Origin of the sequence: Pseudomonas chlororaphis, assembly GCA_001023535.1 — a bacterium.
GTDB classification, from domain to species: Bacteria; Pseudomonadota; Gammaproteobacteria; order Pseudomonadales; family Pseudomonadaceae; genus Aquipseudomonas; species Aquipseudomonas chlororaphis_E.
In genome coordinates this window covers 4454482-4479072 of record CP011020.1, presented here as the reverse complement: position 1 = coordinate 4479072, position 24591 = coordinate 4454482, and the positions used below count along the sequence as shown (strand labels likewise).

The 24591-nt window shown below is 59.6% G+C and carries 26 protein-coding genes; 16 read left to right on the top strand and 10 right to left on the bottom strand.

Translation table 11 applies throughout. The features are described 5' to 3' along the window. Window positions 1–133 precede the first annotated feature (133 nt). The 4 genes from VM99_19665 to VM99_19650 all read left to right on the top strand — a co-directional run bounded on the left by VM99_19665 (window position 134) and on the right by VM99_19650 (window position 4569). Window positions 134–1153, top strand: coding sequence for an amino acid dehydrogenase (locus tag VM99_19665; GenBank protein ID AKK00183.1), 1020 nt, complete (start codon window positions 134–136; stop codon window positions 1151–1153). A 475-nt stretch (window positions 1154–1628) separates the two neighbouring features. After that, entirely contained in the window at window positions 1629–2504 is an 876-nt protein-coding gene (locus VM99_19660; protein ID AKK00182.1) for a hypothetical protein, read from the top strand. Window positions 2505–2665: 161 nt separating this feature from the next. Continuing rightward, window positions 2666–4297, top strand: coding sequence for a hypothetical protein (locus tag VM99_19655; protein ID AKK00181.1), 1632 nt, complete (start codon window positions 2666–2668; stop codon window positions 4295–4297). 53 nt (window positions 4298–4350) lie between these two features. Next, window positions 4351–4569, top strand: a complete 219-nt coding sequence (locus VM99_19650; protein ID AKK00180.1) for a hypothetical protein — start codon at window positions 4351–4353, stop codon at window positions 4567–4569. A gap of 79 nt (window positions 4570–4648) precedes the next feature. On the opposite strand, the gene VM99_19645 is transcribed toward VM99_19650, so the two are convergent. After that, entirely contained in the window at window positions 4649–4915 is a 267-nt protein-coding gene (locus VM99_19645; GenBank protein ID AKK00179.1) for a hypothetical protein, read from the bottom strand. A gap of 450 nt (window positions 4916–5365) precedes the next feature. Between VM99_19645 and VM99_19640 the strand changes: the two genes are divergently transcribed. Beyond that, window positions 5366–5866: a PsiE family protein gene (locus VM99_19640; protein ID AKK00178.1), complete on the top strand. Its 501-nt coding sequence runs from the start codon at window positions 5366–5368 to the stop codon at window positions 5864–5866. Here VM99_19640 and VM99_19635 read toward each other — a convergent pair. Then, complete coding sequence (locus VM99_19635; GenBank protein AKK00177.1) at window positions 5863–6180, bottom strand: hypothetical protein; 318 nt, start codon at window positions 6178–6180, stop codon at window positions 5863–5865. The two genes, VM99_19640 and VM99_19635, sit on opposite strands and share 4 nt — an antisense overlap. A 495-nt stretch (window positions 6181–6675) precedes the next feature. Here VM99_19635 and VM99_19630 point away from each other — a divergent pair, with 495 nt between their 5' ends. Further along, window positions 6676–7086, top strand: coding sequence for a ribosomal subunit interface protein (locus VM99_19630; protein AKK00176.1), 411 nt, complete (start codon window positions 6676–6678; stop codon window positions 7084–7086). 77 nt (window positions 7087–7163) lie between these two features. Here VM99_19630 and VM99_19625 read toward each other — a convergent pair whose 3' ends face one another. Further along, window positions 7164–8042, bottom strand: a complete 879-nt coding sequence (locus VM99_19625; GenBank protein ID AKK00175.1) for an AraC family transcriptional regulator — start codon at window positions 8040–8042, stop codon at window positions 7164–7166. Window positions 8043–8181: 139 nt separating this feature from the next. On the opposite strand from VM99_19625, the gene VM99_19620 reads away from it, so the two are divergent. Continuing rightward, a complete protein-coding gene (locus VM99_19620; protein ID AKK00174.1) occupies window positions 8182–9084 on the top strand; it encodes a membrane protein in 903 nt (300 codons plus the stop codon). An 88-nt stretch (window positions 9085–9172) separates the two neighbouring features. Here VM99_19620 and VM99_19615 read toward each other — a convergent pair whose 3' ends face one another. From VM99_19615 to VM99_19595, 5 genes are all read right to left on the bottom strand, one after another. Beyond that, window positions 9173–10144 (bottom strand): bifunctional glyoxylate/hydroxypyruvate reductase B, encoded by a 972-nt coding sequence (locus VM99_19615; GenBank protein ID AKK00173.1) that lies wholly within the window; start codon window positions 10142–10144, stop codon window positions 9173–9175. Window positions 10145–10339: 195 nt separating this feature from the next. Next, the gene (locus VM99_19610) at window positions 10340–11089 is read right to left on the bottom strand and encodes a Fe-S oxidoreductase (protein ID AKK00172.1); all 750 of its coding nucleotides are present in this window, start codon (window positions 11087–11089) and stop codon (window positions 10340–10342) included. A gap of 80 nt (window positions 11090–11169) precedes the next feature. Next, on the bottom strand, window positions 11170–11496 hold the full coding sequence (locus VM99_19605; protein AKK00171.1) for a membrane protein: 327 nt from the start codon (window positions 11494–11496) through the stop codon (window positions 11170–11172). 105 nt (window positions 11497–11601) lie between these two features. Continuing rightward, window positions 11602–12504, bottom strand: coding sequence for a chemotaxis protein CheW (locus VM99_19600; GenBank protein ID AKK00170.1), 903 nt, complete (start codon window positions 12502–12504; stop codon window positions 11602–11604). Between the two features lie 147 nt (window positions 12505–12651). Continuing rightward, complete coding sequence (locus VM99_19595; GenBank protein ID AKK00169.1) at window positions 12652–14208, bottom strand: transcriptional regulator; 1557 nt, start codon at window positions 14206–14208, stop codon at window positions 12652–12654. Window positions 14209–14352: 144 nt separating this feature from the next. Between VM99_19595 and VM99_19590 the strand changes: the two genes are divergently transcribed. From VM99_19590 to VM99_19550, 9 genes are all read left to right on the top strand, one after another. Then, window positions 14353–15534: a dihydropteridine reductase gene (locus VM99_19590; protein ID AKK00168.1), complete on the top strand. Its 1182-nt coding sequence runs from the start codon at window positions 14353–14355 to the stop codon at window positions 15532–15534. A gap of 296 nt (window positions 15535–15830) precedes the next feature. Beyond that, window positions 15831–16340 carry a disulfide bond formation protein B gene (locus VM99_19585; protein ID AKK00167.1) on the top strand — a complete coding sequence of 170 codons (510 nt, stop codon included), beginning with the start codon at window positions 15831–15833 and terminating at the stop codon, window positions 16338–16340. A gap of 777 nt (window positions 16341–17117) precedes the next feature. Continuing rightward, window positions 17118–18065 carry a ubiquinol oxidase subunit II gene (locus VM99_19580; protein AKK00166.1) on the top strand — a complete coding sequence of 316 codons (948 nt, stop codon included), beginning with the start codon at window positions 17118–17120 and terminating at the stop codon, window positions 18063–18065. A 3-nt stretch (window positions 18066–18068) separates the two neighbouring features. Continuing rightward, window positions 18069–20099, top strand: a complete 2031-nt coding sequence (locus VM99_19575; protein ID AKK00165.1) for a cytochrome o ubiquinol oxidase subunit I — start codon at window positions 18069–18071, stop codon at window positions 20097–20099. A gap of 3 nt (window positions 20100–20102) precedes the next feature. Further along, window positions 20103–20729 carry a cytochrome o ubiquinol oxidase subunit III gene (locus tag VM99_19570; protein ID AKK00164.1) on the top strand — a complete coding sequence of 209 codons (627 nt, stop codon included), beginning with the start codon at window positions 20103–20105 and terminating at the stop codon, window positions 20727–20729. After that, window positions 20730–21065 carry a cytochrome C oxidase gene (locus VM99_19565; protein ID AKK00163.1) on the top strand — a complete coding sequence of 112 codons (336 nt, stop codon included), beginning with the start codon at window positions 20730–20732 and terminating at the stop codon, window positions 21063–21065. It begins immediately after the preceding gene. 11 nt (window positions 21066–21076) lie between these two features. After that, window positions 21077–21964, top strand: coding sequence for a protoheme IX farnesyltransferase (locus tag VM99_19560; protein AKK00162.1), 888 nt, complete (start codon window positions 21077–21079; stop codon window positions 21962–21964). Window positions 21965–22102: 138 nt separating this feature from the next. Continuing rightward, window positions 22103–22447 carry a toxin gene (locus tag VM99_19555; GenBank protein AKK00161.1) on the top strand — a complete coding sequence of 115 codons (345 nt, stop codon included), beginning with the start codon at window positions 22103–22105 and terminating at the stop codon, window positions 22445–22447. Further along, the gene (locus tag VM99_19550; GenBank protein ID AKK00160.1) at window positions 22444–22758 is read left to right on the top strand and encodes an XRE family transcriptional regulator; all 315 of its coding nucleotides are present in this window, start codon (window positions 22444–22446) and stop codon (window positions 22756–22758) included. Before VM99_19555 ends, VM99_19550 begins: the two co-directional genes overlap by 4 nt. Window positions 22759–22968: 210 nt before the next feature. Here VM99_19550 and VM99_19545 read toward each other — a convergent pair whose 3' ends face one another. Together VM99_19545 and VM99_19540 are read right to left on the bottom strand one after the other, a co-directional pair. Beyond that, window positions 22969–23673 (bottom strand): hypothetical protein, encoded by a 705-nt coding sequence (locus VM99_19545; GenBank protein ID AKK00159.1) that lies wholly within the window; start codon window positions 23671–23673, stop codon window positions 22969–22971. Between the two features lie 138 nt (window positions 23674–23811). Next, the gene (locus VM99_19540; GenBank protein AKK00158.1) at window positions 23812–24555 is read right to left on the bottom strand and encodes a hypothetical protein; all 744 of its coding nucleotides are present in this window, start codon (window positions 24553–24555) and stop codon (window positions 23812–23814) included. Between the last annotated feature and the right edge of the window lie 36 nt (window positions 24556–24591).

Here is a 24591-nt window from a genome sequence, read left to right as displayed (position 1 = left end):
GTCCCGGGCCGGCGCAGTCGGCGGTTATACCGAAAAGGCTGGCGGCCCACCGGCCTTATGCCGGTGTGTTTCAGCAAATTTCGAGCGCGCGCCTATACTGGCGAAACGAACAAAGTGATTCGGGAGCCTGTCGATGTTCGCTCTCATGCAAAGCTCCCGCCTTGAATCGCTGCACTTAAGCGTAGACCCGATGACCGGGTTGAAGGCGGTGATTGCCATTCATTGCAGCCGTCCCGGGCCCGCCCTGGGTGGCTGTCGTTATCTTGCCTACCCCGACGACGAAAGTGCCGTGGCGGACGCCGTGCGCCTGGCCCAGGGCATGAGCTACAAGGCTGCCCTGGCCGGCTTGCCAGTGGGAGGCGGGGTGGCGGTGATCATGCGACCGGCCCATGTCGAAAGCCGGGCCGCGTTGTTCGAAGCCTTTGGTCGTTGCATCGAACAGTTGGACGGGCGCTACATCACCGCCATCGACAGCGGAACGTCGGTGGCCGACATGGATTGCATCGCCCAGCAGACCCGCCACGTCACCAGCACCACGGCCTCGGGAGATCCCGCGCCCCATGCGGCGATGGGCGTGTTCGCCGGCATCCGGGCCACCGCCATGGCTCGCCTGGGCAGCGATAACCTGGAAAGCCTGCGCGTGGCGATCCAGGGCCTGGGCAATGTCGGTTATGCCCTGGCCGAACAGCTGCACGCCGCTGGCGCCGAACTGCTGGTCAGCGACATCGACCCCGGCAAGGTACAGCTGGCGATGGAGCAACTGGGCGCGCACCCCATCGCCAATGACGCACTGCTCAGCACCCCTTGCGACATCCTCGCCCCCTGTGGCCTGGGCGGCGTGCTCAACAGCCACAGCGTGGCGCAACTGCGTTGCTCGGCCGTGGCCGGTTCGGCCCATAACCAATTGAGCAACCTGCAAGTGGCCGATCAACTGGAGCGGCGCGGGATCCTCTACGCGCCCGACTACGTGATCAACTCCGGCGGCCTGATCTACGTCGCCCTCAAGCACCGCGGCGAAGAACTGCCGAGCATCACCGCACATCTGTCGAAGATCGGCGCGCGCCTGACCGAAATCTTCGCCCACGCCCAGGCGGAGAAACGCTCACCGGCCCGGGTGGCCGATGAACTGGCAGAGCGCTTGTTGTATCGCTAGGGCCAGCACTTGTATGTTGAATGCAGATGGGGTGGATTGTTCAGGTTTTGAGGGCTGGGTGATTCGCACTGACGCATTTAATCAAAACATTGAGGAGGCACTTTGAATTAAGTAGTGCAGGGTGAAAATGAGCGGTTATTGCGGGTGGTTAGTTGCAATCTTTTGAATATTGACCCTTTGGACAGTCGGCGTTCTTTTGTGGGGAGTGTGGGTGCTGAAAACGGCTCCGGGTAGCCAGATTTGGCGGTGACGTTATAGACTGGCACTTGCCTGTCGGTATTTTTTTGATCAATTGATCAGAAAACCTCTCAGGGTGAAAGATTTGAAAGTTTGATCATCAGGGTGTGAGGTAGGTTTGCAGAGTGTTTCTCTAGCGTTCGCCAGAGCGCTCATCAACTCGATATCAAACTTCGACAAAAGAATTTTACTCAGGCTTGAAAACTACGTCTTGTCTCATGGGGTTGAACAACTTCCCATGAGTGAGTTGTCTCAGTTATTCGAACTCGCCATACGCCACAGTGGCAATGAGGATTTAGGCCTGCTGGCTTATAAAAGTGCCCACCCTGGTCACTTGGGTGTTTTAGGGTATGCGGTGATGTCTAGCTCGACCCTCGGCGAAGCGATGGCTCGAATGGTTGATCATCACTCCATCATCGGCACGGGTTTTTGTATGTTTTTTGAGGGTGATGAAACCACGGTCAGGATTGCGGGCTTGTCGGGTAATGCACAAGGTGAAGTGCTGCCCAGGGCGTTTATCGATGCCGTGGCGGCTATTACCCTGGGCCTCTTGCGCTGGCTTGTACCGACTGTTTGTATTACTCCTGTAAGGGCAGAGTTTGCCTATGAAAGACCGCGAGACATTCGCCAGTTGGAGCAGATCTTTGGTCATGATCTGAGATTTTCCTGTGCCGCCAATGCCATGGTGTTTCAAAAGTCGGACATGGATATCGCTATCGCAACGTCCGACGCATCGCTGCAACAAATTCATGATCAATACCTTAAACGCCGCCTGGATGAGATGCGCTCGGAAAACATTGCAGCAGCGACGAAGAAAGTGATCCTGCAGCACCTGGTTCAAGCCAGATCCCTGGCCATGGGCGATATTGTGCTCACCTTGGGCATGTCGACCCATCAGTTGATCAGAGCCTTGGAAAAAGAGAATAAAAGCTTTCAGTTACTGGTTGATCAGGTTAAGAAGCAGCATTGCTATCACTTGCTGGTTAACACAAGGCTCACGCTCAAGCAGGTGTCTTACAGTTTGGGGTTCAGGCATTCCAGCGCTTTGAATAAGGCTTGCGAAAGATGGTTTGGTATGGCGCCAGGCGCTTGTCGTTCCCGCGAGAAGATGTAGGCGTTTGCGAGTAGGTGTCTCGGCACGGTTCGAAGTGATCTGTTTTTAACGCTTATCCTCAGGCGGGTTTCAGTTACCCCGAGCGCGCAACGCTATCTTAATTTTCCGGGATTAAGGAGAGAATTCGAAGTCGATATTTCTTCGATAGGACGAGTAAGTCAATGCAGCTAAGACGCCTGAAGTTTGCGGCACGGATCCGATTTTGTTTCGTTTTGGTGATTGCCGCTTTAATAGGCGTAAGCGCCTTCGCTACGTATAAGGCTAGGGAAATAAGGCAGGCGAGCCTGGTGGTTGAGCAGGACGCTCTCCCAGGGATTGCCTTGGGAGACGATATAATCTTGGCCTTTAGCAAGACTCGATTCAGTGTATTTCGTCTGCTGGTGTCCACCGATGATTTGAAACTTGCCAATAACTACAATTTGCTTGTTGCTGATATCCGCGAATTTGAAGTGGCTCAGGCGGCTTATCTTCCCATCATCAGTACGGATCAGGAGCGAGGCCTGTTCACCACAATAGGCAAGCTCTTCGAGAGTTATCGTACTTCGGCGCTCCATGTCCACGATCTCATCAAGCGTGGCTCGACGGGCGAAGCCACTGCCTTGGTCGAAGGGGAGATGTCCAGCATCGCTCAAAACATGGTCAAGGTGCTAGGTGAGCTGGAGAAGCTTAATGATCAAGCACAACAATCGGCTAGCGCAGCCGGACAAAACGCCTATGAGACGTCAATACGAGTGACACTGACCGCGATTATGTTGGTGGCGCTAGGTGCAATATTTCTTGCGCATAGGCTGACCGTTAGCATTTCCAGGCCTATTGCACAGGCGTTGGAATGTGCCAACGCCATTGCCCGAGGCGATCTGCGTGAACCCGCGCAGGACGCCAGTGGGAACGACGAAGCGGCGCTGTTGCTGCGGGCCGTTATGATCATGCGGAAAAACTTGAGCGATACCTTGATCGACGTTTATCAAGCGGCAGGCCAGCTTTCCAACGCGGCAGAAGAGTTAAGCGTCTTGGTCGGTAGCAGCAACAACGACCTCCAGGCGCAAAACAGCGAGCTGGAACAAGCCGCCACTGCAATTACTGAAATGAGTCAGGCCGTTGATGAAGTCGCGCACAATGCCATTAGTACTTCCGATGAGTCGCGCGCTTCCTTGCACTTGGCTCGCGATGGTCAACGGGAGCTTGATTCGACGCTCAACGCGATCGCGCGCTTGGACGGCAGCGTTAACGATGCCTCACAGCGTGCAGATATTTTGGCGTCCAATACCGTAGAGATCAGCAAGGTACTTGAAGTGATCCGATCGGTTGCCGAACAGACTAATTTGCTGGCGCTCAATGCGGCGATCGAGGCAGCGCGGGCGGGCGAGGCCGGTCGGGGATTTGCCGTGGTTGCCGATGAGGTTCGTTCCCTGGCGCACCGTACGAGCACTTCAACCATGGATATTGAACGTATGATCAGTCATATCCAAAACGGCACTCAGGAAACGGTAAGCGCCCTGAATGACAGCGCTGTACAGGCCGCACAGACTCGCGAACAAGCGGCTTCAGCGAACAAGGCGCTGCAAGGCATTACCACCACCGTCAGCAGCATCGATGAGCGTAATACCATGATCGCAACCGCTTGTGAGGAGCAGGCGCTGGTGGCCAAGGACGTGGACCGCAGCATCATTCGTATTCGTGATCTTTCAAATCTGTCGGCAGTGCGTTCCGATCAGACGATGGCCGCGAGTGAAGAGCTCGCGCACATTGCGACGAAGCTCAAGGAGCGGCTTGATGGCTTTAATTTTGGATAAGCACGTGAAAATGGACGTGAAGTCACTTGTTAAGAGTGTGCCTGGAGGCAGAGATGGATCCAGTCAATGAACTGTGCAACGACCTTATGGATCTGCTCGAAGAAATTGCCAGCAGTAGAAACAAGCTGGATGTCCAGGGACAAAAAATTTTGCTCGACGCCTTGAGAAGCCTTCTTCTCTCTACGGAACGTCTCAGTGAGCAAATGCGAACCTTGGTGAGTTTACAGGTTCGCTCAGGGCATCAGCGACCCAGGCTATACATTGTGGAGTAGCTGCGCGAGAGTCGCATCGCGCTCCTGCTCGCTTTTCGAGCAGGAGCACACAGGATGATCTGCCCTAGGCTGGCGGAACCTAGTCTTCAGAACCTGCTGGGGCAGAGAGTTCAGTCAGCGCCGTTGCATTATTTTTGAAGGCCGCTGCAAAGATAGCGCGATTTTTCGCCATGTAGATGCTTGCATCTTCGGCGTGCTTCTCTGAGAGACCGGGAACGTTCTTCATCAGCACGTCCGTGAGGAGCTCTGCCAGCTCAAGCATCTGGTCGTGTGCATCGGCGAGTTTTCGGTCCACGAAGGTAGTCTCCAAATCGCGCGTACTGCGGTAAAGGGTTTCAACAGCCATTTTTTGGCCTCGTCATAGTGTGCGGTGCGAATTGAGTGAACATGCGCTCAGCGCTGCATGCGGGTCAGTCAGTGATACAAAATTCATTCCCTGATCGTTCCTCAGGGCCAGCTGGGCGATGCTGGAGAAGAAGCCCAGGCACAGCCTTGCGAAAGTGTTGGCCAACCCGAGCCGCTTCTTCGGCCCATCTAGACGAATTGAAAAGTGCGACTACTGTATTTATGTACAGGTCGAAGGATAAGCGAATCCCTTCACTTTGGGTAGTGGCTTTTTAATGTAGACCGATTTCGGCGTTTGTCGTCCAAGGCCATGAAGCTGATTTGCGCGTCAGACGTGTCGGATGCCAGCTTATCGCCATCTCATCCCCAGCCGCTGGCCTTCTTTCTGCATGCAGAAACCGTCACGTCCAACCCGCATCATCCGGTCGAGTCGACCTAAGGAAACTACATCGTGAAAATCAACTGGGCCGAGAACCTGCGCCAGAACGTGCACCAACTGGCCGAATCGTTGGGAAACCTGTTCGTCGAGACCTTCCACTACCTGGCGTTATTCGCCATCGGTGCGGTGACTGCGTGGGCGGCGGTGATGGAGTTCCTGCAGATGATCGAGGCGGGGCACATCAAGATCGATGACATCCTGCTGTTGTTCATCTACCTGGAGTTGGGGGCGATGGTCGGGATTTATTTCAAGACCAACCACATGCCGGTGCGCTTCCTGATCTACGTGGCCATCACAGCGCTGACGCGTCTGTTGATCTCCAACGTGTCCCACCACAGCCCGCCGGACCTGGGCATCATCTACCTGTGCGGCGGCATCCTGCTGCTGGCGTTCGCGATCCTGGTGGTGCGCTACGCCTCGTCGCAGTTTCCTTCGGTGAAGATCGAAAACCCGCACCGCAAGGTGGGTGCGGGTTCCAGTGAGCATGCCGAGGTGGAAAAAGGCGAGATCTAGAGACCGGCCGCAGAAGATGTCGCGCCTTGCGCGTGCGGTGGGGGCAGCTTGATGTTGTCCCCGCCGGTCATGGCTTCGAGGATGGCCACGGCGCTGTGGCCCTGTTCGATGGCAATGCCGAACTGAATGCTCTGCACCAGGCGCCGCAGGCGTTCCGGGTCGTTGCGCTGCTGGGCGCTGATCATGCGCTTGGCGACGATCCGCCCGCTTTTGGACAGGGTCAGCATGATGCTGCCGTCCAGGCCCTGGATGCTCAGGTTGATTTGATAGTGCGGCGCAAAAGCGTCGGTAATGATCTGAAAAGGGTTGTCCATGATGCGTCACCGCCTGATTGAACGTGCAGTTGTTGACCGGCCTTGATCGGGATTAGTTCGCAACACCGGACCATCGGCCATTCCATGATCGTGTTCATCGGGTGTTTCCAGGGGCCGCACGGCTGACAACCCGAAAAGGGTCTCGACCGGTGGCGGCTCTCTCATGGGTTAGCAAGGGGCATGCCGGAAAAATCGTCGGACAATGTTCGCGGGGCATCGGGCTGCAATGGACGGAAATGAGGCGACAACGCTTGCCCGTTTCAGGGCGCCATGTGCGTCGACGGTGCAGCGAGGATGGTTTTCTGAAGGATGGCGTAGCGAGGAAACTCCCGACATTAACAGCGCTTTCGCCCGTTGTCCGGCTTTATTTGCAAATGGATATTTTTCTTTTTTCAGGGGTTGAATTGTTCCTCCGCCAGCCCGACTCTGTACTCAAGGGGCCGTTGCACCCACGTCGATGGCCCCCGGCGAGCTAGCTGAAATAAGGGATGAACTATGCAAATCCAAGTCAACAGCGATAACCATATTCAAAGCAGCATCCGACTGGAGGAGTGGGTACGTACTACCATCGAAAGCACGCTCGAACGTTATGAAGAAGATCTGACACGGGTTGAAGTTCATTTGCGGGACGAGAACGGCGACAAGCCGGGTCCCCATGACCTGCGTTGCCAGCTTGAGGCACGGCCAAAAGGCCATCAGCCGGTTTCCGTGACGCACAAGGCCGATTCGCTGGAGCTGGCGATCGAAGGCGCGGCGGCCAAGCTTGAGCATGCCCTGGAGCACCTGTTCGGCAAATTGCGCGGCAAGCGCGCAGCCGGTGCGGCGCCGACCGAATCGGTCGCATTGGCCGATGCGCTGCTGGAAGAAGAATTCCTGGAGAACGAACGGGCTGCGCTTCACGGCTGATACCCGGTTCAATTCAAACCCATCGGAAACGGAAAAAAGGGCCTGCATTGCAGGCCCTTTTCATTTCAGTGTCACTATTACCTGGCCAGGAACGCCTGCCGATACTCTCCCGGCGTTGCGCCCAGCGCCTGGCGGAAACGGTTGGTGAAGTGGCTGGCGCTGGCAAATCCACAGGCCAATGCCACGTCGCCCAGCGGTTGCGAGGTACTGCGCAACAGCTGCCGTGCCCGTGCCAGGCGCCTTGCCAGCAGGTATTGGTGAGGGGGGAGCTCGAAGCTTTCGCGAAACATCCGCGCGAAGTGGTAGTGCGACAGTGCACACAGCGCCGCCAACTGACCGAGGCTAATGGCGTCGGCCAGGTGGCTGTCGATGTACTCCACCAGCAAGCGCCGCTGGTGCGCGGCCAGGCCACCCTTGAGGCGCAGCCCCTGGCGCTGGCCGACCTGGCTGAGCAGCAGGTGGTCGAGCAGGTCGTGGGCCAGGCTAGACGTCAGCAGCCGTTCGCCGGGCTCGTCCCAGTTCAAGGCGATCAACTGGCGAAAACGCCTGGCCTGCTGCGGGTCGTCGAGAAATGTCGCCTCGTGCAGTTGCACCTGGCGGGGCTCGCGGTCCAGCAGCGTGACGCACCCGAGGGCGAATTGTTCCGGGCTGAAGTACAAGTGGGCAAGGCGAATATCGCCGTTGATGACCCAGGCTGACTCATGCCCGGCCGGCAGGATGCAGAGTTTGCCGGGGCCGCCGGTGGTGGCAGGCCGCTCGCGGCGAAACGTGCCGGTGCCACCCGCGATGTAGCACGACAGCGTGTGGTGGGTCGGAGCCTCATAGTCCCGGGCGTCATGATGATTGCTCCACAGGGCGGCTGCCATGCCGTCGCCAAGCTCGGCACTGTGCTCCAGGCGAGCATTGGGCGAACTGGCGAGGGCTTGGAAAACTTGCAGGGTTTGCAGTGTGGGCATGATCGGTTCTCTCCAACGCCTTGCATCCTACTCTGTCGGCTGGCGCCTGCCAGCCTGGTCGCCGACAAAACCGCAAGTTTATGCAAGTGCCGGTTGGATGGCGTCGTGATACTGGAGGTCATTGCCAGGAGTTGTCGCCATGAACCTCTCGTTGTACCTGCTCACCGTGCTCATCTGGGGCACGACCTGGATCGCGCTGAAACTGCAACTGGGCGTCGTTGCCATCCCGGTGTCGATTGTCTACCGCTTCGGTCTCGCCGCGTTGATCCTGTTCGCGCTGCTGCTGCTCAGCCGGCGGCTGCAAGTGATGAACCGGCGCGGTCACCTGATTTGCGTGGCCCAGGGCCTGTGCCTGTTTTGCATCAACTTCATGTGCTTTCTCACCGCCAGCCAGTGGATCCCCAGTGGCTTGGTCGCCGTGGTGTTTTCCACCGCCACGCTCTGGAACGCCCTCAATGCCCGGGTGTTCTTCGGTCAGCGGATTGCCCGAAACGTGCTGTTGGGGGGCGCGCTGGGGTTGTCGGGGTTGGCGTTGCTGTTCTGGCCGGAGTTGGCCGGCCACCACGCCAGCCCGCAAACGCTGCTCGGGTTGGCATTGGCGCTGCTGGGCACCTTGTGTTTCTCGGCGGGCAACATGCTCTCGAGCCTGCAACAGAAGGCCGGTCTCAAGCCCTTGACCACCAACGCCTGGGGCATGGCCTATGGCGCGATGATGCTGGCGGCCTGGTGTGCCTTCAAGGGCATTGCCTTCGACATGGAGTGGAACTCGCGCTACATCGGTTCGCTGTTGTATCTGGTGATTCCGGGCTCGGTGATCGGCTTTACTGCCTACCTGACTTTGGTCGGACGCATGGGGCCGGAGCGGGCGGCGTATTGCACGGTGCTGTTCCCGGTGGTGGCGTTGAATGTCTCGGCAGTTGCCGAAGGCTACCAGTGGACGGCGCCGGCATTGGTTGGGCTGGTATTGGTGATGCTGGGGAACGTGCTGGTGTTTCGCAAGCCTCGGCCAGTGGCGCCGAATGTCGCCTTGGGCGCACGCTGACCTATAACGTCCAGAGATAAACCTGTGGCGAGGGAGCAAGCTCCCTCGCCACGGTTTGCGTCCCTTGGCAGCCGATCTGCCGGGTGGCTTATTTCCAGACTTGTGGGTTGACCAGGTTCTGCGGTCGCTCGCCCATCAAGGCACTGCGCAAGTTATCCACAGCCAGGTCGGCCATGGCGGCACGGGTCTCGAAGGTGGCCGAGCCGATGTGGGGCAGGGTGACGGCATTCTTCAACTGGAACAACGGCGATTCAGCCAGCGGTTCTTTTTCGTACACGTCCAGGCCGGCGCCGCGGATGCGGTTGCTCTGCAAGGCCTCGATCAGCGCCGGCTCATCCACCACCGGGCCGCGGGAAATGTTGACCAGGATGGCACTGGACTTCATCAGGCCCAGCTCGCGCTGCCCGATCAGGTGGCGGGTCTTCTCGCTCAATGGCACGACCAGGCACACGAAGTCCGCTTCGGCCAACAACTGATCCAGCTCGCGAAATTGTGCGCCCAACTGGCTTTCCAGCTCGGGCTTGCGGCTGTTGCCACTGTAGAGAATCGGCATGTTGAACCCGAACCGGCCACGGCGGGCGATGGCGGCGCCGATGTTGCCCATGCCGACGATGCCCAGGGTCTTGCCGTGCACGTCGGTGCCAAACAATTGTGGCCCCACCGTGGCTTGCCACTGCCCGGCCTTGGTCCAGGCATCCAGCTCCGCCACGCGACGGGCGCTGCTCATCAGCAAGGCGAAGGCCAGGTCGGCGGTGCTTTCGGTGAGCACGTCGGGGGTGTTGGTCAGCAGGATCCCGCGCTCATTGAAGTAGGCCAGGTCGTAGTTGTCGAAGCCGACCGAGATGCTGGACACCACTTGCAGGTTCGCAGCGTTTTGCAGTTGCTCGCGTCCCAACTTGCGCCCGACCCCGATCAGGCCGTGGGCGTGGGGCAGGGCTTCGTTGAACTGGGCATTGATGTCGCCGTTCGACGGGTTGGGCACGATCACGTCGAAGTCCTGTTGCAGGCGCTCGACCACTTGGGGCGTGATACGGCTGAAGGCAAGTACGGTTTTTTTCATCGTGCGAGGCTCGTCTTGGAGGCAATACCAAGCACGCTAACATTCTCGGCGAGGGTTAGGCGAGAGGGGGCTTGATGGAGCGCCCATAAATTTCCCTTGTGGAAGCGGGCTTGCTCGCGAAGACGTCGGGTCAGCTTGCATCAATGCTCAATGCAAGCCCGCTCCCACAGGGGATGACGTTGCCGTCCCGCAGGTCTAGGCGGCCCGCAGCGAAATAAACGCATAATCCGAGGCCGCCTCGGTGACGACCCGCGCCCCACAGGCCATGACATCGCGGGCTACGTCATCCCCGGACAGATGGAACAGCCATTCACCGGTTGCCTGCTCCGTTGGCTGCAATTGCACCTGGTCGAGCACGCTGGCGAATGCGGCCATGTCTGGCAGGTACGCGGTGAAGCCGTCGCCTTTCAGCGCGGTGGTGCGAATACCCAGGGCGGCGCAGATGCGGTCCTTGGTCGTGATGTCTTCGCGATCGGCCTGGCGCGAGCGTTCGATCAGCGTGGCCAGTTCCTCATCGACCAACGTGCCGCCGACGATCAGTTGCGGACCGGTTTCCCAGGATTGTGGCGGGCAGTCCTTGGCCGCTGGATTGAGAGGGATGTGCGGGTTGATTTCCATCGGATAGATGCGGCACACCAAGGGGCGGCGTTCGTAAATGCCGCACCGATTGTCTGCGTCAAGATTGCGGCAGGGGCCGGCGTTGTAGGCGGCGAACGTGATCGCCACGCGGGCCTCGGCAGTGCCGCTGCGGACCACCGCCGAGCGCCGCTCGGCATGCTCGCGTTGCGTCGTTGGCAGGCCGAGCCCGTTGGACAGGAAGGCTTCCACCAGGACAATGACCTGGCCGCCGTCCTCGGCCCACATCCGAGCCTCCGAAAGGGTCAGGGGGACGTGGTGGTCGGAGCAGCATTTGCCGCACCCTACGCAGGAAAACCTTGTGCTCATTGAACGCCCGTTCGCAAATGGCTGGAAAGCGGCGACAGAAAAACGCCGTGATGCGCCGGGCGAAGCAAGTTATGCGCCACTCACCGATCGGCGGAGGCGGGGCGGATCGAGTCCCACTCGGTCACATGGGCGGTCTTGGTCTTCTTGCGGTAGAGGCACAACTCGGTACCGGTCGCCCCTTTCATGTGTTTCTGTGGGTACTGGCCTTGCAGCAACAGTGCGGTGTAGCCGACCCGATCGTCGAATTGCGCGGCGCTGCCCACCGGTTCGACGTTCTTCAGGCCACTGGCCTTGACGCAGCTGGCCAGCACGGCTTTATCGTAGGCAGCCCAGGCGTCCGGGCTGGAGGCATGGGCCTGGGCGGCCAGGGCGGTGAAACCAAGGAAAATCAATGTGCGGGTTTTCATCGAAGGGCCTCGTTCCGGGATGGCAGGGCACGAGTATGCCTGAGGTTGCCGGACGGCGATGGCCCCCGCGTTGGAACGCAGGCGCCACAGCCGGGCCGATAGGTTTCAGTGACCTTGTTCGGCCACGGCCTTGGCGGCGGTGATCAGGCACTTGGTCAGTTCCGGCGAGGAGAACTTGGTCAGCACGCCATTGGCGCCGGCCAGGCGGGCCTTTTCGGCGTTCATGGCGCTGTCCAGGGAGGTGTGCAGCAACACGTAGAGGTGGGCGAAGTCCGGTGTTTCGCGCAGGGTCCGGGTGAGGGCGTAGCCGTCCATCTCGGACATCTCGATGTCAGAGACGATCAGGTTGATCTGCCCTGCGGTGCCTTGCAGGTCCAACAGGCATTCGATGGCTTCCTTGGCGCTGCGGGCGGTGTGGCATTGCAGGCCCAGGTTGCGCAACGTGTGCACCGATTGTTGCAGCGCGACCTGGCTGTCATCGACCACCAGGATCCGGGCGTTGCCCAGCACCTCGGCGTCTTCCATGCTCAGCTCGGTGGGCGCGGTTTCGATTTGTGCCGGCGCGATGCCGTGGATGACCTTCTCGATATCCAGCACTTGCACCAGGGTGCCATCCACCGAGGTCACGCCGGTGATGAACGCCCGCACGCCGCCAGAACCGTAGGGCGGCGGTTTGATGTCAGTGGTCAGGCAGTGGACGATCTTGCTCACGGCCTGCACATGCAGGCCCTGCTTGGAACGGCTGACATCGGTGACGATCAGGCAGCCGCCGTCCGGATCTTCCAAGGGGCGCTCGCCGATGGCGCGGCTCAGGTCAATCACCGACAGCGAGGTCCCGCGCAGGGTGGCGATGCCTTTGACGTGCGGGTGCGACTCCGGCAGCTTGGTCAGCGGCGGGCAGGGAATGATTTCGCTGACCTTGAGCAGGTTGATCGCCATCAGCTTGCCGCTGCGCAAGGTAAACAGCAGAAGCGAAAGTGAATCTGCGCGGGCTTTGTTGGAAGACATAAAAACCTTCTGTGGAAAAAGGTGGGGCGAGCGTGAAGAACGCCAAAACAGCTTGTGATAACGGGTTATCGACCCGTTGGGGGCAGGCTTTAGGGGGAAACCTGTCGACAGCGGGATCGTCTTGAGCAGACGCCCTCGTCACAAAAACTATTTAAGCCCTAACCGCCGCGCCATCCGCCCCAGGTTCGCCCGGTCCAGGCCCAGCTCACGGGCGGCGCTGGCCCAATTGTGCTGGTGGCGTTCCAGGGCCGTGCCGATGAGGCTGCGTTGGAACTGATCGACGGCTTCGCGCAGATCCCCGGTGAACCCGGTCATGTTGGGCTGCGGATTGACGGCCGAGGGCGCGGCGTTATCCACAGCGACTTGCGGCAGGTCCAGGTCCTGGGCGCCGAGGCTGAGGATTTTCGGTCGCACCGGGCAACGGCCCAGGGCCTTCAGGGCGCTGCGGCCGATCAGGTGCTCCAGCTCGCGCACATTGCCCGGCCAGTCGTAGGCCAACAGAGCCGCCTGGGCATCGCTGCTCAGGCGCAAGCTGCCCAGGCCCATGCGCGAACGGTTCTGCTCCAGGAAGAAGCCGCTGAGCAACAGCACGTCCCGGCCGCGATCGCGAAGCGCCGGAACCTGCAGCGGATACACACTCAAGCGATGATAGAAGTCGGCCCGGTAACGGCCGTTGCGCACTTCTTCGGCGAGGTCGCGATTGGTGGCCGCGATCAGCCGTACATCGACCCGGTGCTCCTTGTCCGAGCCCAGCCGTTGCAACTGGCCGCTTTGCAGCACGCGCAACAGCTTGGCCTGGACGGTCAGCGACAGCTCGCCCACTTCGTCGAGGAACAACGTCCCGCCGTCGGCCAGTTCGAATTTGCCGCGCCGGTCACTGGTGGCGCCGGTGAAGGCCCCTCGTACATGGCCGAAGAGCTCGCTTTCCACCAGCGTGTCCGGCAGCGCGGCGCAGTTGAGGCTGATCAGCGGCTGTTCGGCGCGTTTCGAGGCGCCATGGATGGCCTGGGCCACCAGTTCCTTGCCGACCCCGGTTTCGCCTGTGATCAGCACGGTCAGGTCGCTGCCGCCCACCAGGTTGATTTCTTCCACCAGGCGCTTGTGGGCCTTGCTCTGGCCGACCATGTCGCGGTGCTGTTGGCCGCTGGCCTGGCGATAGACCTCGGCGCGACGGTGTTCGTCTTCGGCCTTCAAGGCCAGGCGCTCAATGCGTTCGGCAGCGCTGACCGTTGCGGCGGCGAGGCTGGCGAAGGCTTGCAGGGCACCGAGATCGATCAGTTCGAAGCGCCCCGGGTCCAGCGCGTCGAGGGTCAACAGGCCCCAGGGGCGCTCATCGACGAACAGCGGGCAGCCCATGCAGTCATGGACTTCAAGGTGTTCGTCCAGGCCTTCGACCAAGCCGTCGTAGGGGTCGGGCAGGGCGCTGTCGGCGGCGAAGCGGGTAGGCTCCGGGTTGGCCAGCAGGGCCTCGAAGCGCGGGTGTTCGCTCACCCGGAAGCGCCGACCCAGTGTGTCGGCGCTCAACCCATCCACCGCCAGGGGCACCAGGCAGTCTCCGTCAAGGCGCAACAAGGCGGCCGCATCGCAGGGCAACAACGCGCGCAAGGCGCCGAGCAGGCGGCGATAGCGTTCGCCTTCAGGCAATTCGCGAGACAGGTCGGCCACCAGCGGCAGCAGGGAGGTGAGTAGGGAGGTTGCGGTCATAATGACTCCATGTAGTCACAAGGACTATAAAGCGGTCTGTGTCTTTATGACTACTTTATTTATAACTAATTGATAAATAAGGATAAAAATATTGGCATGGAAACTGATAAGAGAGGGTATTCGTACACATCAGGAGTCACCTTAATGCTCAGTCAAGAACAACGCGCCATTATTCGTGCCACCGTTCCATTGCTGGAAAGCGGCGGCGAGGCACTGATCACCCATTTCTACCGCATGATGCTGTCCGAATACCCTCAGGTACGCCCGCTGTTCAACCAGGCGCACCAGGCCAGTGGCGATCAGCCCCGGGCATTGGCCAATGGCGTGTTGATGTATGCCCGCCACATCGACCAGCTCGACCAGTTGGGAGACCTGGTGGCGAAGATCGTCAACAAGCACGTCGCCTTGCAGATCCTGCCGGAGCATTATCCGATTGTCGGTTCCTGCCTGCTGCGGGCGATTGCCGAGGTGCTGGGCGAAGAGATCGCTACCCCCGAAGTGATTTCCGCATGGGCGGCGGCCTACAACCAATTGGCCGATATCCTGATCGGTGCCGAGTCTGGCCTGTATGAGCAGAAAGCCGCGGCGCCGGGTGGCTGGCGTGGCGAGCGGACGTTCGTGCTGACGGCCAAGGTGCAGGAGAGCTCGGAGATCACGTCGTTCTACTTCGAGCCAGCGGACAAGGGGCCGGTCCTGCTCGCCGAGCCCGGCCAGTACATCGGTATGAAGCTGATCCTGGACGGCGAGGAAGTGCGTCGCAACTATTCGCTGTCGGCCCTGGCGGACAACGGCCAATACCGGATCAGCGTCAAGCGCGAGCCAGGCGGGCGGGTGTCCAACCACCTGCATCATCATGTCCAGATCGGCGACAGCATCCAGCTGTTCCCGCCGTCCGGGGATTTCTACCTGACGGCCAGCGACAAGCCGCTGGTGCTGATCAGTGGCGGCGTTGGCATCACCCCGACCCTGGCGATGTTGCAAGCGGCCTTGCAAACCGAGCGCCCGGTGCATTTCATCCACTGCGCCCGCAACGGCCGGGCCCATGCGTTCCGTGACTGGATCGACGACCTGGCCAAACGGCACCCGCAACTCAAGCGTTTCTACTGCTACGACGAAGACGACGGCGTGAGCCCGCCGGCCGACAAGGTCGGGTTGTTGAGCGAGGCGCAACTGGCGCACTGGCTGCCGGAACAGCGTGACCTGGACGCTTACTTCCTCGGGCCGAAGGGCTTCATGGGCGCCGTCAAGCGCCACCTCAAGGCCCTGGGCGTGCCGGATGGGCAGAGCCGCTACGAATTCTTCGGGCCGGCGGCGGCGCTGGAGTAAACAGCCTGGCAGGCCCGCTCCCACAACGTTTTGGCGTGAACACAGCCCGTGAACACCCCGAAAAAACCAGTGGGAGCGAGCTTGCTCGCGAAGGGGCCAGCATGCCCAACCCCATTCCCAAAGCCTTTGCACCCACGCAAATTAATCCGCCCTTAACGCTTTTCCTGTCTATTGCCTGCAAAGTTGCCGGCGGCCGCTCGTTCACTGTCATGGTCAGCGTGTAGACTTCGGCCATCCGATGGCGCGCCGAGTGTTGCAAGGCCGCGCGTTGATCCATGTAGACAAAGGGAAACGCAATGAATGAGGAAATGACGCGGTTAGGTCGTGAGCGGCGCTATCTGGTGTTGCTGGGGCTGATCTGCCTGGCGTTGATCGGCGGCGCGCTGTACATGCAGGTGGCCCTCGGCGAGGCGCCGTGCCCGCTGTGCATCCTGCAGCGCTATGCGCTATTGCTGATCGCAATCTTCGCCTTTATTGGTGCGGCCATGCGCACCCGTCGCAGCGTGACGATTTTCGAGGGGCTGGTGGTGCTCAGTGCCCTGGCCGGCGCAGGGGTGGCGGGGCATCACGTGTACACCCAGTTCTTCCCGGCCGTCAGCTGCGGCGTTGATGTGTTGCAGCCGATTGTCGACGGCCTGCCACTGGCGAAGATCTTCCCGCTGGGGTTCCAGGTCGATGGCTTCTGCTCCACCCCCTACCCGCCGATCCTCGGCCTGTCCCTGGCGCAATGGGCCCTGGTGGCCTTCGTCCTGACGGTGGTGCTGGTGCCCTTGCTGGTGTCGCGCAACCGCAAGCAATTGCGCTGAATCCCCCTTGCTGAACGCCCCGGTTTCTCTCCAGCAGAGCCGGGGCGTTTTTCGTTTCAGCCTTGTGGCGGGTCGTCCTTGATCCGAGGCAAGAATGGCCTGCGACAATGTGCGACATGTTGTCACATATTTGGAGTCCTACCGCCTTTGCGGGGGTGAATAAACACCCACTCCTGTAACAAAAGTTCGGCGGATTTCGTAAAACCCTCTTCCCGGCCAGCAGGCATTTTTAACAGCGAAGCGACGGGCGGCCCAACCCCCGTAAAACAGGCGCTTTGCGCGAAAAAATCTTCACCGTGAATACGCCAGGCTGTCTAAATCGGGCGTAGTAGCCTTACCTTTTTTGGGGTTCTTGTTGAGAATCAATTTCGATAACATGCTGGCCTGTTGCAATTTCGGTGAAGGATTATTGCCGGATCGGAGAAAAATTATTTCGGGATGAAACATGGTCTACAGCGCCTCAGCTCACTACAATCGCCCGCACCGATTTTCCGACCCGGCTCAGGCTTTGAGCACGAGGGTGGTCGAAGGGCGCCAGCGCCCCATGCGACCCCAGGTGTCGGAGCCTCCAATACCCGCACCAAATGGAATTGGGCTTGAACTAGGCCTTTTGACCAACGAATAAGAACTCACTGCTGGCCCAGGATGTGTCGAACAGCGTCTGACGTTCGACGGGCAGCCCTTATTCAATCCAAGAAAAATGCCAACCCTTGGCAGGGTGAAGTGTTGGCGATCAAAACCCAACTGCATTGCGCAAGCTGCTTTAGAGGTCGTGAGATGAGTAAAAACAGGTACCCCCGATTACTAGGCTTGTTGCCGTTGCTCGGCACGTTGCTGCTGGGAGGCTGCAACATGACCTTGCTCGATCCCAAGGGCCAGGTCGGCCTGGATGAGCGCAACCTGATCATCACCGCCACGCTGCTGATGCTGCTGGTGGTCGTGCCGGTTATCGTCATGACCTTCCTGTTCGCCTGGAAATACCGCGCGTCCAACACCAAGGCCGTGTACACGCCGAAGTGGTCGCACTCGACCAAGATCGAAGTCGCGGTGTGGACGATTCCAGTCCTGATCATCATTGCCCTGGGTTATGTCACCTACAAGTCGACCCACGCCCTGGACCCTTACCGTCCGCTGGATTCGGACGTCAAGCCGGTCACCATCGAAGTCGTCTCGATGGACTGGAAGTGGCTGTTCATCTACCCGGAACAAGGCATCGCCACCGTCAACAAGATCGTGTTCCCGGCCCACACGCCGATCAACTTCAAGGTCACCTCCGACACCGTGATGAACTCGTTCTTCATCCCGGGCCTGGGCGGCCAGATCTACGCGATGGCGGGCATGCAGACCAAGCTGCACCTGATTGCCAACCAGAACGCTGAACTCGACGGTATCTCCGCCAACTACAGCGGTGCAGGTTTCACCGGCATGAAGTTCAAGGCAATCGCCACGACCCAGGAAGATTTCGACGCCTGGGTCAACGAAGTGAAAAAGGCACCTAAACAGCTTGAAAAAGCTGAATACGAAGCCCTTTCCAAGCCGAGCCAGAACAACCCAGTCGAACTCTACTCCTCGGTCACGCCGAACCTGTTCCAGACCATCATCGACAAGTATGAAGGGATGAACCCGGGCAAGCCGATGCACCACGAGAAGAAAGAGAAGGAAGTGGCTCACAACATGGAAGGGATGGACATGAGTTCGCATTCAGCTGCCGGGGCAGAGGAGTAAACGATGTTTGGTAAATTAAGTTGGGAAGCGATCCCGTTCCACGAGCCGATTGTCATGGTGACCCTCGCCATCATCGCGCTCGGTGGCCTGGCGCTGTTTGCGGGTATCACTTACTTCAAGAAGTGGACCTACCTGTGGACCGAGTGGCTGACCTCGGTCGACCACAAGAAAATCGGCGTGATGTACATCATCGTCGCCATGGTCATGCTGCTGCGTGGTTTTGCCGACGCCATCATGATGCGTACCCAGTTGGCCATGGCCACCGAGGGTTCGCCTGGCTACCTGCCGCCTGAACACTATGACCAGATCTTCACCGCCCACGGTGTGATCATGATCATCTTCATGGCGATGCCTTTCTTCACCGGCCTGATGAACCTTGCAGTGCCGCTGCAGATCGGCGCGCGTGACGTTGCCTTCCCGTTCCTGAACTCCCTGAGCTTCTGGCTGCTGGTTTCCGGCGTGGTGCTGATCAACCTGTCCCTGGGCGTTGGCGAATTCGCCAAGACCGGTTGGGTGGCCTATCCGCCGCTGTCGGGCTTGCAATACAGTCCGGGCGTGGGGATGGATTACTACATCTGGGCGCTACAGCTATCCGGGTTGGGTACGACGCTGACGGGGGTCAACTTCCTCGCCACCGTGCTGAAAATGCGTACCCCTGGCATGAAGTTGATGGACATGCCGATCTTCACCTGGACCTGCACCTGGGCCAACGTGCTGATCGTCGCTTCGTTCCCGATCCTGACCGCTACCCTGGCTCTGCTGACGCTTGACCGCTACATGGATTTCCACATTTTCACCAATGAACTGGGTGGGAATCCGATGATGTACGTGAACCTGTTCTGGGCCTGGGGTCACCCCGAGGTGTACATCCTGATCCTGCCGGCCTTCGGGATTTTCTCCGAAGTCATCTCGACGTTCTCCGGCAAGAAACTGTTCGGCCACCACTCGATGATCTACGCCAGCGGCGCGATCTCGGTGCTGGGCTTCATGGTCTGGCTGCACCACTTCTTCACCATGGGTTCGGGTGCGAGCGTCAACGCCTTCTTCGGCCTGGCGACGATGCTGATTTCGATCCCGACCGGGGTGAAGCTGTTCAACTGGCTGTTCACGATCTATCAGGGCCGTCTGCGCTTCACCAGCCACGTGATGTGGACCCTGGGCTTCATGGTGACCTTCGCCATTGGCGGCATGACCGGTGTATTGCTGGCCATCCCGGGTGCTGACTTCGTGCTGCACAACAGCTTGTTCGTGATCGCGCACTTCCACAACGTGATCATCGGCGGTGCGGTGTTCGGCTATATCGCCGGCTTCGCCTTCTACTTCCCGAAAGCGTTCGGCTTCAAGCTGCACGAAGGCTGGGGCAAGGCAGCGTTCTGGTTCTGGATCACCGGCTTCTTCGTCGCGTTCATGCCGCTCTATGTACTGGGCTTCATGGGCATGACCCGTCGCCTGAACACCACCACCAACCCTGAGTGGGTGCCGTACCTGTACGTCGCCATGTTCGGTGCGGTGATGATCGCTGTGGGTATCGCCTGCCAGCTGATCCAGCTGTATGTCAGCGTGCGCGACCGCAACAAGCCAGAGAACATGTGCGAACACGGCGACCCGTGGAATGCCCATACCCTGGAATGGTCGACCTCGTCGCCACCGCCGTTCTACAACTTCGCCGTGCTGCCAAAGGCAGACGTCATCGACCCGTTCACCGAAGCCAAGGAAAACGGTACCGCGTACCAGGTTCCGGCCAAGTACGAGCCGATCCACATGCCAAACAACACCGCCACCGGTGTGGTCATGGGCGGCCTGTTGACGGTGTTCGGTTTCGCGATGATCTGGCACATCTGGTGGCTGGCCATCGCAAGCCTGGTCGGCACCGTGGCGTATTTCGTGATTCATGCTGCCCGTGACGATCAGGGCTACATGGTGCCGGTGGATGTCATCGAGCGCACCGAAGCCGAGCAGCACAAACGTCTGGTCGCGGCCGGGAAGATCCCAGCCTCCGCCACCCGTGTTGAAACCTCGTTGGAACAGGCTTAAACCATGTCGAACTTAGTGACCAATGTTGGACACGCCCATGGTCATGACCATGGGCACGATGACCATCACCACGACTCGGGCGAGATGACCGTATTCGGTTTCTGGCTCTACCTGATGACCGACTGCATTCTGTTTGCGTCGATCTTCGCGGCGTACGCGGTGCTGGTAAACAACGTCGCCGGTGGCCCGTCGGGCCACGACATCTTCGAGCTGCCGTACGTACTGGGCGAAACCGCCTTGCTGCTGTTCAGCTCGATCACCTACGGCTTCGCCATGCTGGCGTTGTTCAAGGGCAAGAAGAACCAGGTCCTGGGCTGGCTGGCCATGACCTTCCTGTTCGGTGCCGGCTTCATCGGCATGGAGATCAACGAGTTCCACATGCTGATCTCCGAAGGCTACGGTCCGAACCGCAGCGGCTTCCTGTCGGGCTTCTTCACCCTGGTCGGCACCCACGGCCTGCACGTGACCAGCGGCCTGATCTGGATGGCGATCATGATGTACCAGGTCCAGAAAAACGGCCTGACCGCTACCAACAAGACGCGCCTGAGCTGCCTGAGCCTGTTCTGGCACTTCCTGGACGTGGTGTGGATCTGCGTATTCACCGTTGTTTATCTGATGGGGACCCTGTAAATGGCTAACGCACATTCCCACGATGGCCACGACGCCGGCCACGGCAGCGTCAAGTCCTACGCCATCGGTTTCATCCTGTCGGTGATCCTGACCGTCATTCCATTCGGCCTGGTGATGTACCCGACGCTGCCCAAGAGCCTGACCCTGTGGATCATCCTGATCTTCGCCGTGGTCCAGGTACTGGTGCACCTGGTGTACTTCCTGCACCTGGACCGCTCCGCCGCCCAACGCAACAACGTGGTCGCGTTTGTCTTTGCCGCGATCGTGATTGTCCTGCTGGTCGGCCTGTCGTTGTGGATCATGTTCAGCATCCACACCAACATGATGGCGCACTGAGGAAAGTCCGGATGTCCTTAAAGCACTTTATCCAAATCACCAAGCCGGGGATCATTTTCGGTAACGTGCTTTCTGTGGCAGGCGGGTTTTTCCTGGCCTCGAAAGGGCATGTCGATCTGGCCATCTTCCTGGCGGCGATGATCGGCACGTCCTTGGTGGTCGCGTCGGGTTGCGTGTTCAACAACTGCATTGACCGCGACATCGACATCAAGATGGAGCGCACCAAGAACCGAGCCCTGGTCCAGGGCCTGATCCCGGTGCAACTGGCCCTGGCGTTCGCCACGGTGCTGGGCGTGGCCGGGGTGGCGCTGCTGTATCGGGTGGCCAACCCGTTGGCGGCGTTGTTCGCGGTGATCGGCTTTGTGATCTACGTCGGCCTCTATAGCCTGTACCTCAAGCGCAAGTCGGTCCACGGCACGCTGGTGGGCAGCCTGTCGGGGGCGATGCCGCCGGTGATCGGCTACGTCGCGGTGAGCAACAGCTTCGACATGGCCGCGCTGACGCTGCTGGTGATGTTCAGCCTGTGGCAGATGCCGCATTCCTATGCCATCGCGATCTTCCGCTTCAACGACTACCTGGCGGCTTCGATTCCGGTGTTGCCGGTCAAGCGCGGTATCCGGGTGGCCAAGAAGCACATCCTGCTCTATATCCTGGCCTTCCTCGTGGCGACCTTGATGCTGACATTCAGCGGCTACGCCGGCATGAGCTACCTCGCCGTCGCCGCCGCCATGGGCATGTACTGGCTGTACATGGCCTGGACCGGCTACAAGGCCGTGGATGACACGGTCTGGGCACGCAAGCTGTTCGTGTTCTCGATCTTCACCATCACCGCCCTGAGCGTCATGATGTCCCTGGACTTCAAGGTGCCCAGTGAGCTGCTGCTGACGTACGCACCCTAAGCTTCAGACGCTGTACAAAAAGCCCCGCCTTCGAGAGAAGCGCGGGGTTTTTTGTGTAGACAGGCCTGGATTGACTGTCATTCGTCGCAATAGATTATGGCGTGTTGAACTGTGGGCAATTTGCTTATAGTTTCTGCCATGCATACCTTATTTTTTGAAACGACTGCGTTCACCGCCACGGTGGGACATTACCTGACTGACGATGAATATCGTTTGCTCCAGTCCTATCTGCTGCAGCACCCAACGGCCGGTGACGTCATGCCACGTACCGGCGGCTTTCGTAAGCTGCGCTGGTTCGATGAGCGTCGTGGCAAGGGGAAGCGAGGTGGTTTGCGAGTCATTTACTATTGGCTCATGAATGATCTTCAGTTCTGGATGTTCGCGATTTATGACAAGGACGAGTTGGAAAACCTGACCCGCGAGCAAGAGAAGTCGCTCAAGCGCGCCATTGAGGCTGAGTTGAAAGTGCGAGGTACCTTATGAAAAAACGTGATCTGTTTGCCGAGATGATGCAGGGCATCGAGGAAATGGCCGCTCACCGGGAGGGCAAGCTGACCCTTCGCCAGGTATCGATCGAAGATAAACCAGCGCCCGAGGTATCGGCCCAGGAAATTGTGGCGTTGCGTGACAAGCTCCACATGTCCCAAGCCGTTTTCGCCAAGAGCATCAGGACCAGTCCTGGCACGCTCAGGAACTGGGAGCAGGAAAAGTCCAGGCCCAATGCCCAGGCGGCTCTGTTGATCAGGTTGGTCGAGAAGTTTCCAGACATGGTCGAGCGGCTCGCAGCTGTTTGAGGAACGCCTGCATCGCTGCCATGAAAAAGCCCCGCCTTCGAGAGAAGCGCGGGGCTTTTTTGCGACGGTGTCTGGGGCAGTGAACGCCGTTGAACCCTTGTGGGAGCGGGCTTGCTCGCGAATGCGGTGGCGCAGTTGACGGTGATGTTGGCTGACACGACGTCTTCGCGAGCAAGCCCGCTCCCACAAAAAATGGCTTCGGGTGACAGGTTATTGCTGGGCGATGCTGTAGCCGTCGAATGCCTTTTGCTGTTGCAGGGCGGTGACGATGCTTTTGCGGGTGACCGGTTGTTCGGTGCCGTCATTGTCCAGGAAGGTTTCGCTTTCCAACTCGGCGTCATCGCCTTCGCCGACAAAGTTGAAGCCCAGGAACTCGAAGGCTTCGCGGTCGACGTTCGGCTTGGAGCGCGGGGTGCGCAAGGGCAGGGTGACGCTGATGCCGTCCTTGCTGATGACAAAGACTTCGGCGTCCTTCTTGGCACGCGAGGCCTTGCCTTTGCCGCCGCTCGGGTTGCTGATGGCCTGGTGGGTCTGGTTCAGGACCTTCAAGGCCAGGCCATAGACCAGTTCCTGAAATGCCGGGTCATCCTTGTAGCTGGAAAGTATGCGGCTGATGGGGAAGCGGCTGCTCAAGTCTTCCAGTGCCGCGAAGTCGGCGGCTTCGGCGTCCTTGAGTTGCTTGAGCTGGCCCATCAGTTCGTAGGCCTTGTCATCGTCGAACGCATCGTGGGCCTGGCGGATGGCGGTGCGCAGTTCGCGGATCTGATCGCTTTCGCGGTTCGACTGGAAGGCATCCAGGACCATCTCGCTGATGCTCTTGGCCTGGGGCAGATGCTGTGAAAGATTGATGGAGTTTTCGTATTCCGCTTTGGACGAGAGGGTGACTACGGATTCAGCGGTGTTGGAATCGGACATTGAAATTTCACTACTTCTGTTAGCGGGATGAGGCGAGAAAGGCGTTGAGCTTTTTCCGGCCGACTAATCTATTGGACGCGGGCAACGTTGTCACGGTCGGACCGTTGGCCGGTGCGCATTTGTTGGCGGGCTCGGTGTTCAGTCGCGCAACAGCTTCATCAGCCGCAAGGCGTCGGCTGTCGCGGCGCCGCTGGCGGTGTTGTCGAAGATGCACCAGGTCGGCGTGTGCGGATCGGCCTTCAATTGTTCGGCCAGGTGCGCCAGCCAGGCGTCTTCGTAGGGCGAGTAGTAGATCCGTGGCGAACCGTGCAGGCGGTAGTAACGAATGCCCGGCCAGCCGGCGGGCTGGTCGCCGTCGGGCAAGGGCGATGGGTCGGCTGCGACACGGCCGATGCGCTCGGCCTGCAACAGCGCCATGGCCTGCGGCGCAAGCCAGCTCGGGTGTCGCGGCTCCAGCACGGTCGGGCCTTGGTATCGGTCACGCAGGGCCGTGAAGAACGCCCGGGCGACGGCGTCATCGAAAGCCAGCGAGGGCGGCAATTGAACCAACAGGCACCCGAGTTTTTCGCCCAACTGCGAACACTGCCCCAGGAACTCGTCCACCCATCCTTCGCAATCGATCAGGCGCCGTTCATGGGTGATCTGCCTGGGTACCTTGACCGAGAACCGGAAACCGGGGGCAACGCTGTCAGCCCACTTGGCGTAGGTGGCGGGGCGATGCGCACGGTAGAACGAGCTGTTGATCTCGACGGCGCTGAATCGAGCACTGTAGCGCTGCAGATGAGTCCCTTCGACGGGAAACGCAGGCCACTGCTCCCGGGGCAGCGACCAGCCGGCGCAGCCCAGGTAAACGCGAGACGGTGAAGTGGATTGAGTCGGCAAGGTCGAAAACCGGGTGACAGGGGATTCCCTTGTGAC

Excerpts from the sequence above, each read along its gene's own strand:
- VM99_19665 (AKK00183.1), top strand. The coding sequence starts at position 134 with ATGTTCGCTCTCATGCAAAGCTCCCGCCTTGAATCGCTGCACTTAAGC.
- VM99_19660 (AKK00182.1), top strand. The coding sequence starts at position 1,629 with ATGAGTGAGTTGTCTCAGTTATTCGAACTCGCCATACGCCACAGTGGC.
- VM99_19655 (AKK00181.1), top strand. The coding sequence starts at position 2,666 with ATGCAGCTAAGACGCCTGAAGTTTGCGGCACGGATCCGATTTTGTTTC.
- VM99_19650 (AKK00180.1), top strand. The coding sequence starts at position 4,351 with ATGGATCCAGTCAATGAACTGTGCAACGACCTTATGGATCTGCTCGAA.
- VM99_19645 (AKK00179.1), bottom strand. The coding sequence starts at position 4,915 with ATGGCTGTTGAAACCCTTTACCGCAGTACGCGCGATTTGGAGACTACC.
- VM99_19635 (AKK00177.1), bottom strand. The coding sequence starts at position 6,180 with ATGGACAACCCTTTTCAGATCATTACCGACGCTTTTGCGCCGCACTAT.
- VM99_19630 (AKK00176.1), top strand. The coding sequence starts at position 6,676 with ATGCAAATCCAAGTCAACAGCGATAACCATATTCAAAGCAGCATCCGA.
- VM99_19625 (AKK00175.1), bottom strand. The coding sequence starts at position 8,042 with ATGCCCACACTGCAAACCCTGCAAGTTTTCCAAGCCCTCGCCAGTTCG.
- VM99_19620 (AKK00174.1), top strand. The coding sequence starts at position 8,182 with ATGAACCTCTCGTTGTACCTGCTCACCGTGCTCATCTGGGGCACGACC.
- VM99_19615 (AKK00173.1), bottom strand. The coding sequence starts at position 10,144 with ATGAAAAAAACCGTACTTGCCTTCAGCCGTATCACGCCCCAAGTGGTC.
- VM99_19610 (AKK00172.1), bottom strand. The coding sequence starts at position 11,089 with ATGAGCACAAGGTTTTCCTGCGTAGGGTGCGGCAAATGCTGCTCCGAC.
- VM99_19605 (AKK00171.1), bottom strand. The coding sequence starts at position 11,496 with ATGAAAACCCGCACATTGATTTTCCTTGGTTTCACCGCCCTGGCCGCC.
- VM99_19600 (AKK00170.1), bottom strand. The coding sequence starts at position 12,504 with ATGTCTTCCAACAAAGCCCGCGCAGATTCACTTTCGCTTCTGCTGTTT.
- VM99_19595 (AKK00169.1), bottom strand. The coding sequence starts at position 14,208 with ATGACCGCAACCTCCCTACTCACCTCCCTGCTGCCGCTGGTGGCCGAC.
- VM99_19590 (AKK00168.1), top strand. The coding sequence starts at position 14,353 with ATGCTCAGTCAAGAACAACGCGCCATTATTCGTGCCACCGTTCCATTG.
- VM99_19585 (AKK00167.1), top strand. The coding sequence starts at position 15,831 with ATGAATGAGGAAATGACGCGGTTAGGTCGTGAGCGGCGCTATCTGGTG.
- VM99_19580 (AKK00166.1), top strand. The coding sequence starts at position 17,118 with ATGAGTAAAAACAGGTACCCCCGATTACTAGGCTTGTTGCCGTTGCTC.
- VM99_19575 (AKK00165.1), top strand. The coding sequence starts at position 18,069 with ATGTTTGGTAAATTAAGTTGGGAAGCGATCCCGTTCCACGAGCCGATT.
- VM99_19570 (AKK00164.1), top strand. The coding sequence starts at position 20,103 with ATGTCGAACTTAGTGACCAATGTTGGACACGCCCATGGTCATGACCAT.
- VM99_19565 (AKK00163.1), top strand. The coding sequence starts at position 20,730 with ATGGCTAACGCACATTCCCACGATGGCCACGACGCCGGCCACGGCAGC.
- VM99_19560 (AKK00162.1), top strand. The coding sequence starts at position 21,077 with ATGTCCTTAAAGCACTTTATCCAAATCACCAAGCCGGGGATCATTTTC.
- VM99_19555 (AKK00161.1), top strand. The coding sequence starts at position 22,103 with ATGCATACCTTATTTTTTGAAACGACTGCGTTCACCGCCACGGTGGGA.
- VM99_19550 (AKK00160.1), top strand. The coding sequence starts at position 22,444 with ATGAAAAAACGTGATCTGTTTGCCGAGATGATGCAGGGCATCGAGGAA.
- VM99_19545 (AKK00159.1), bottom strand. The coding sequence starts at position 23,673 with ATGTCCGATTCCAACACCGCTGAATCCGTAGTCACCCTCTCGTCCAAA.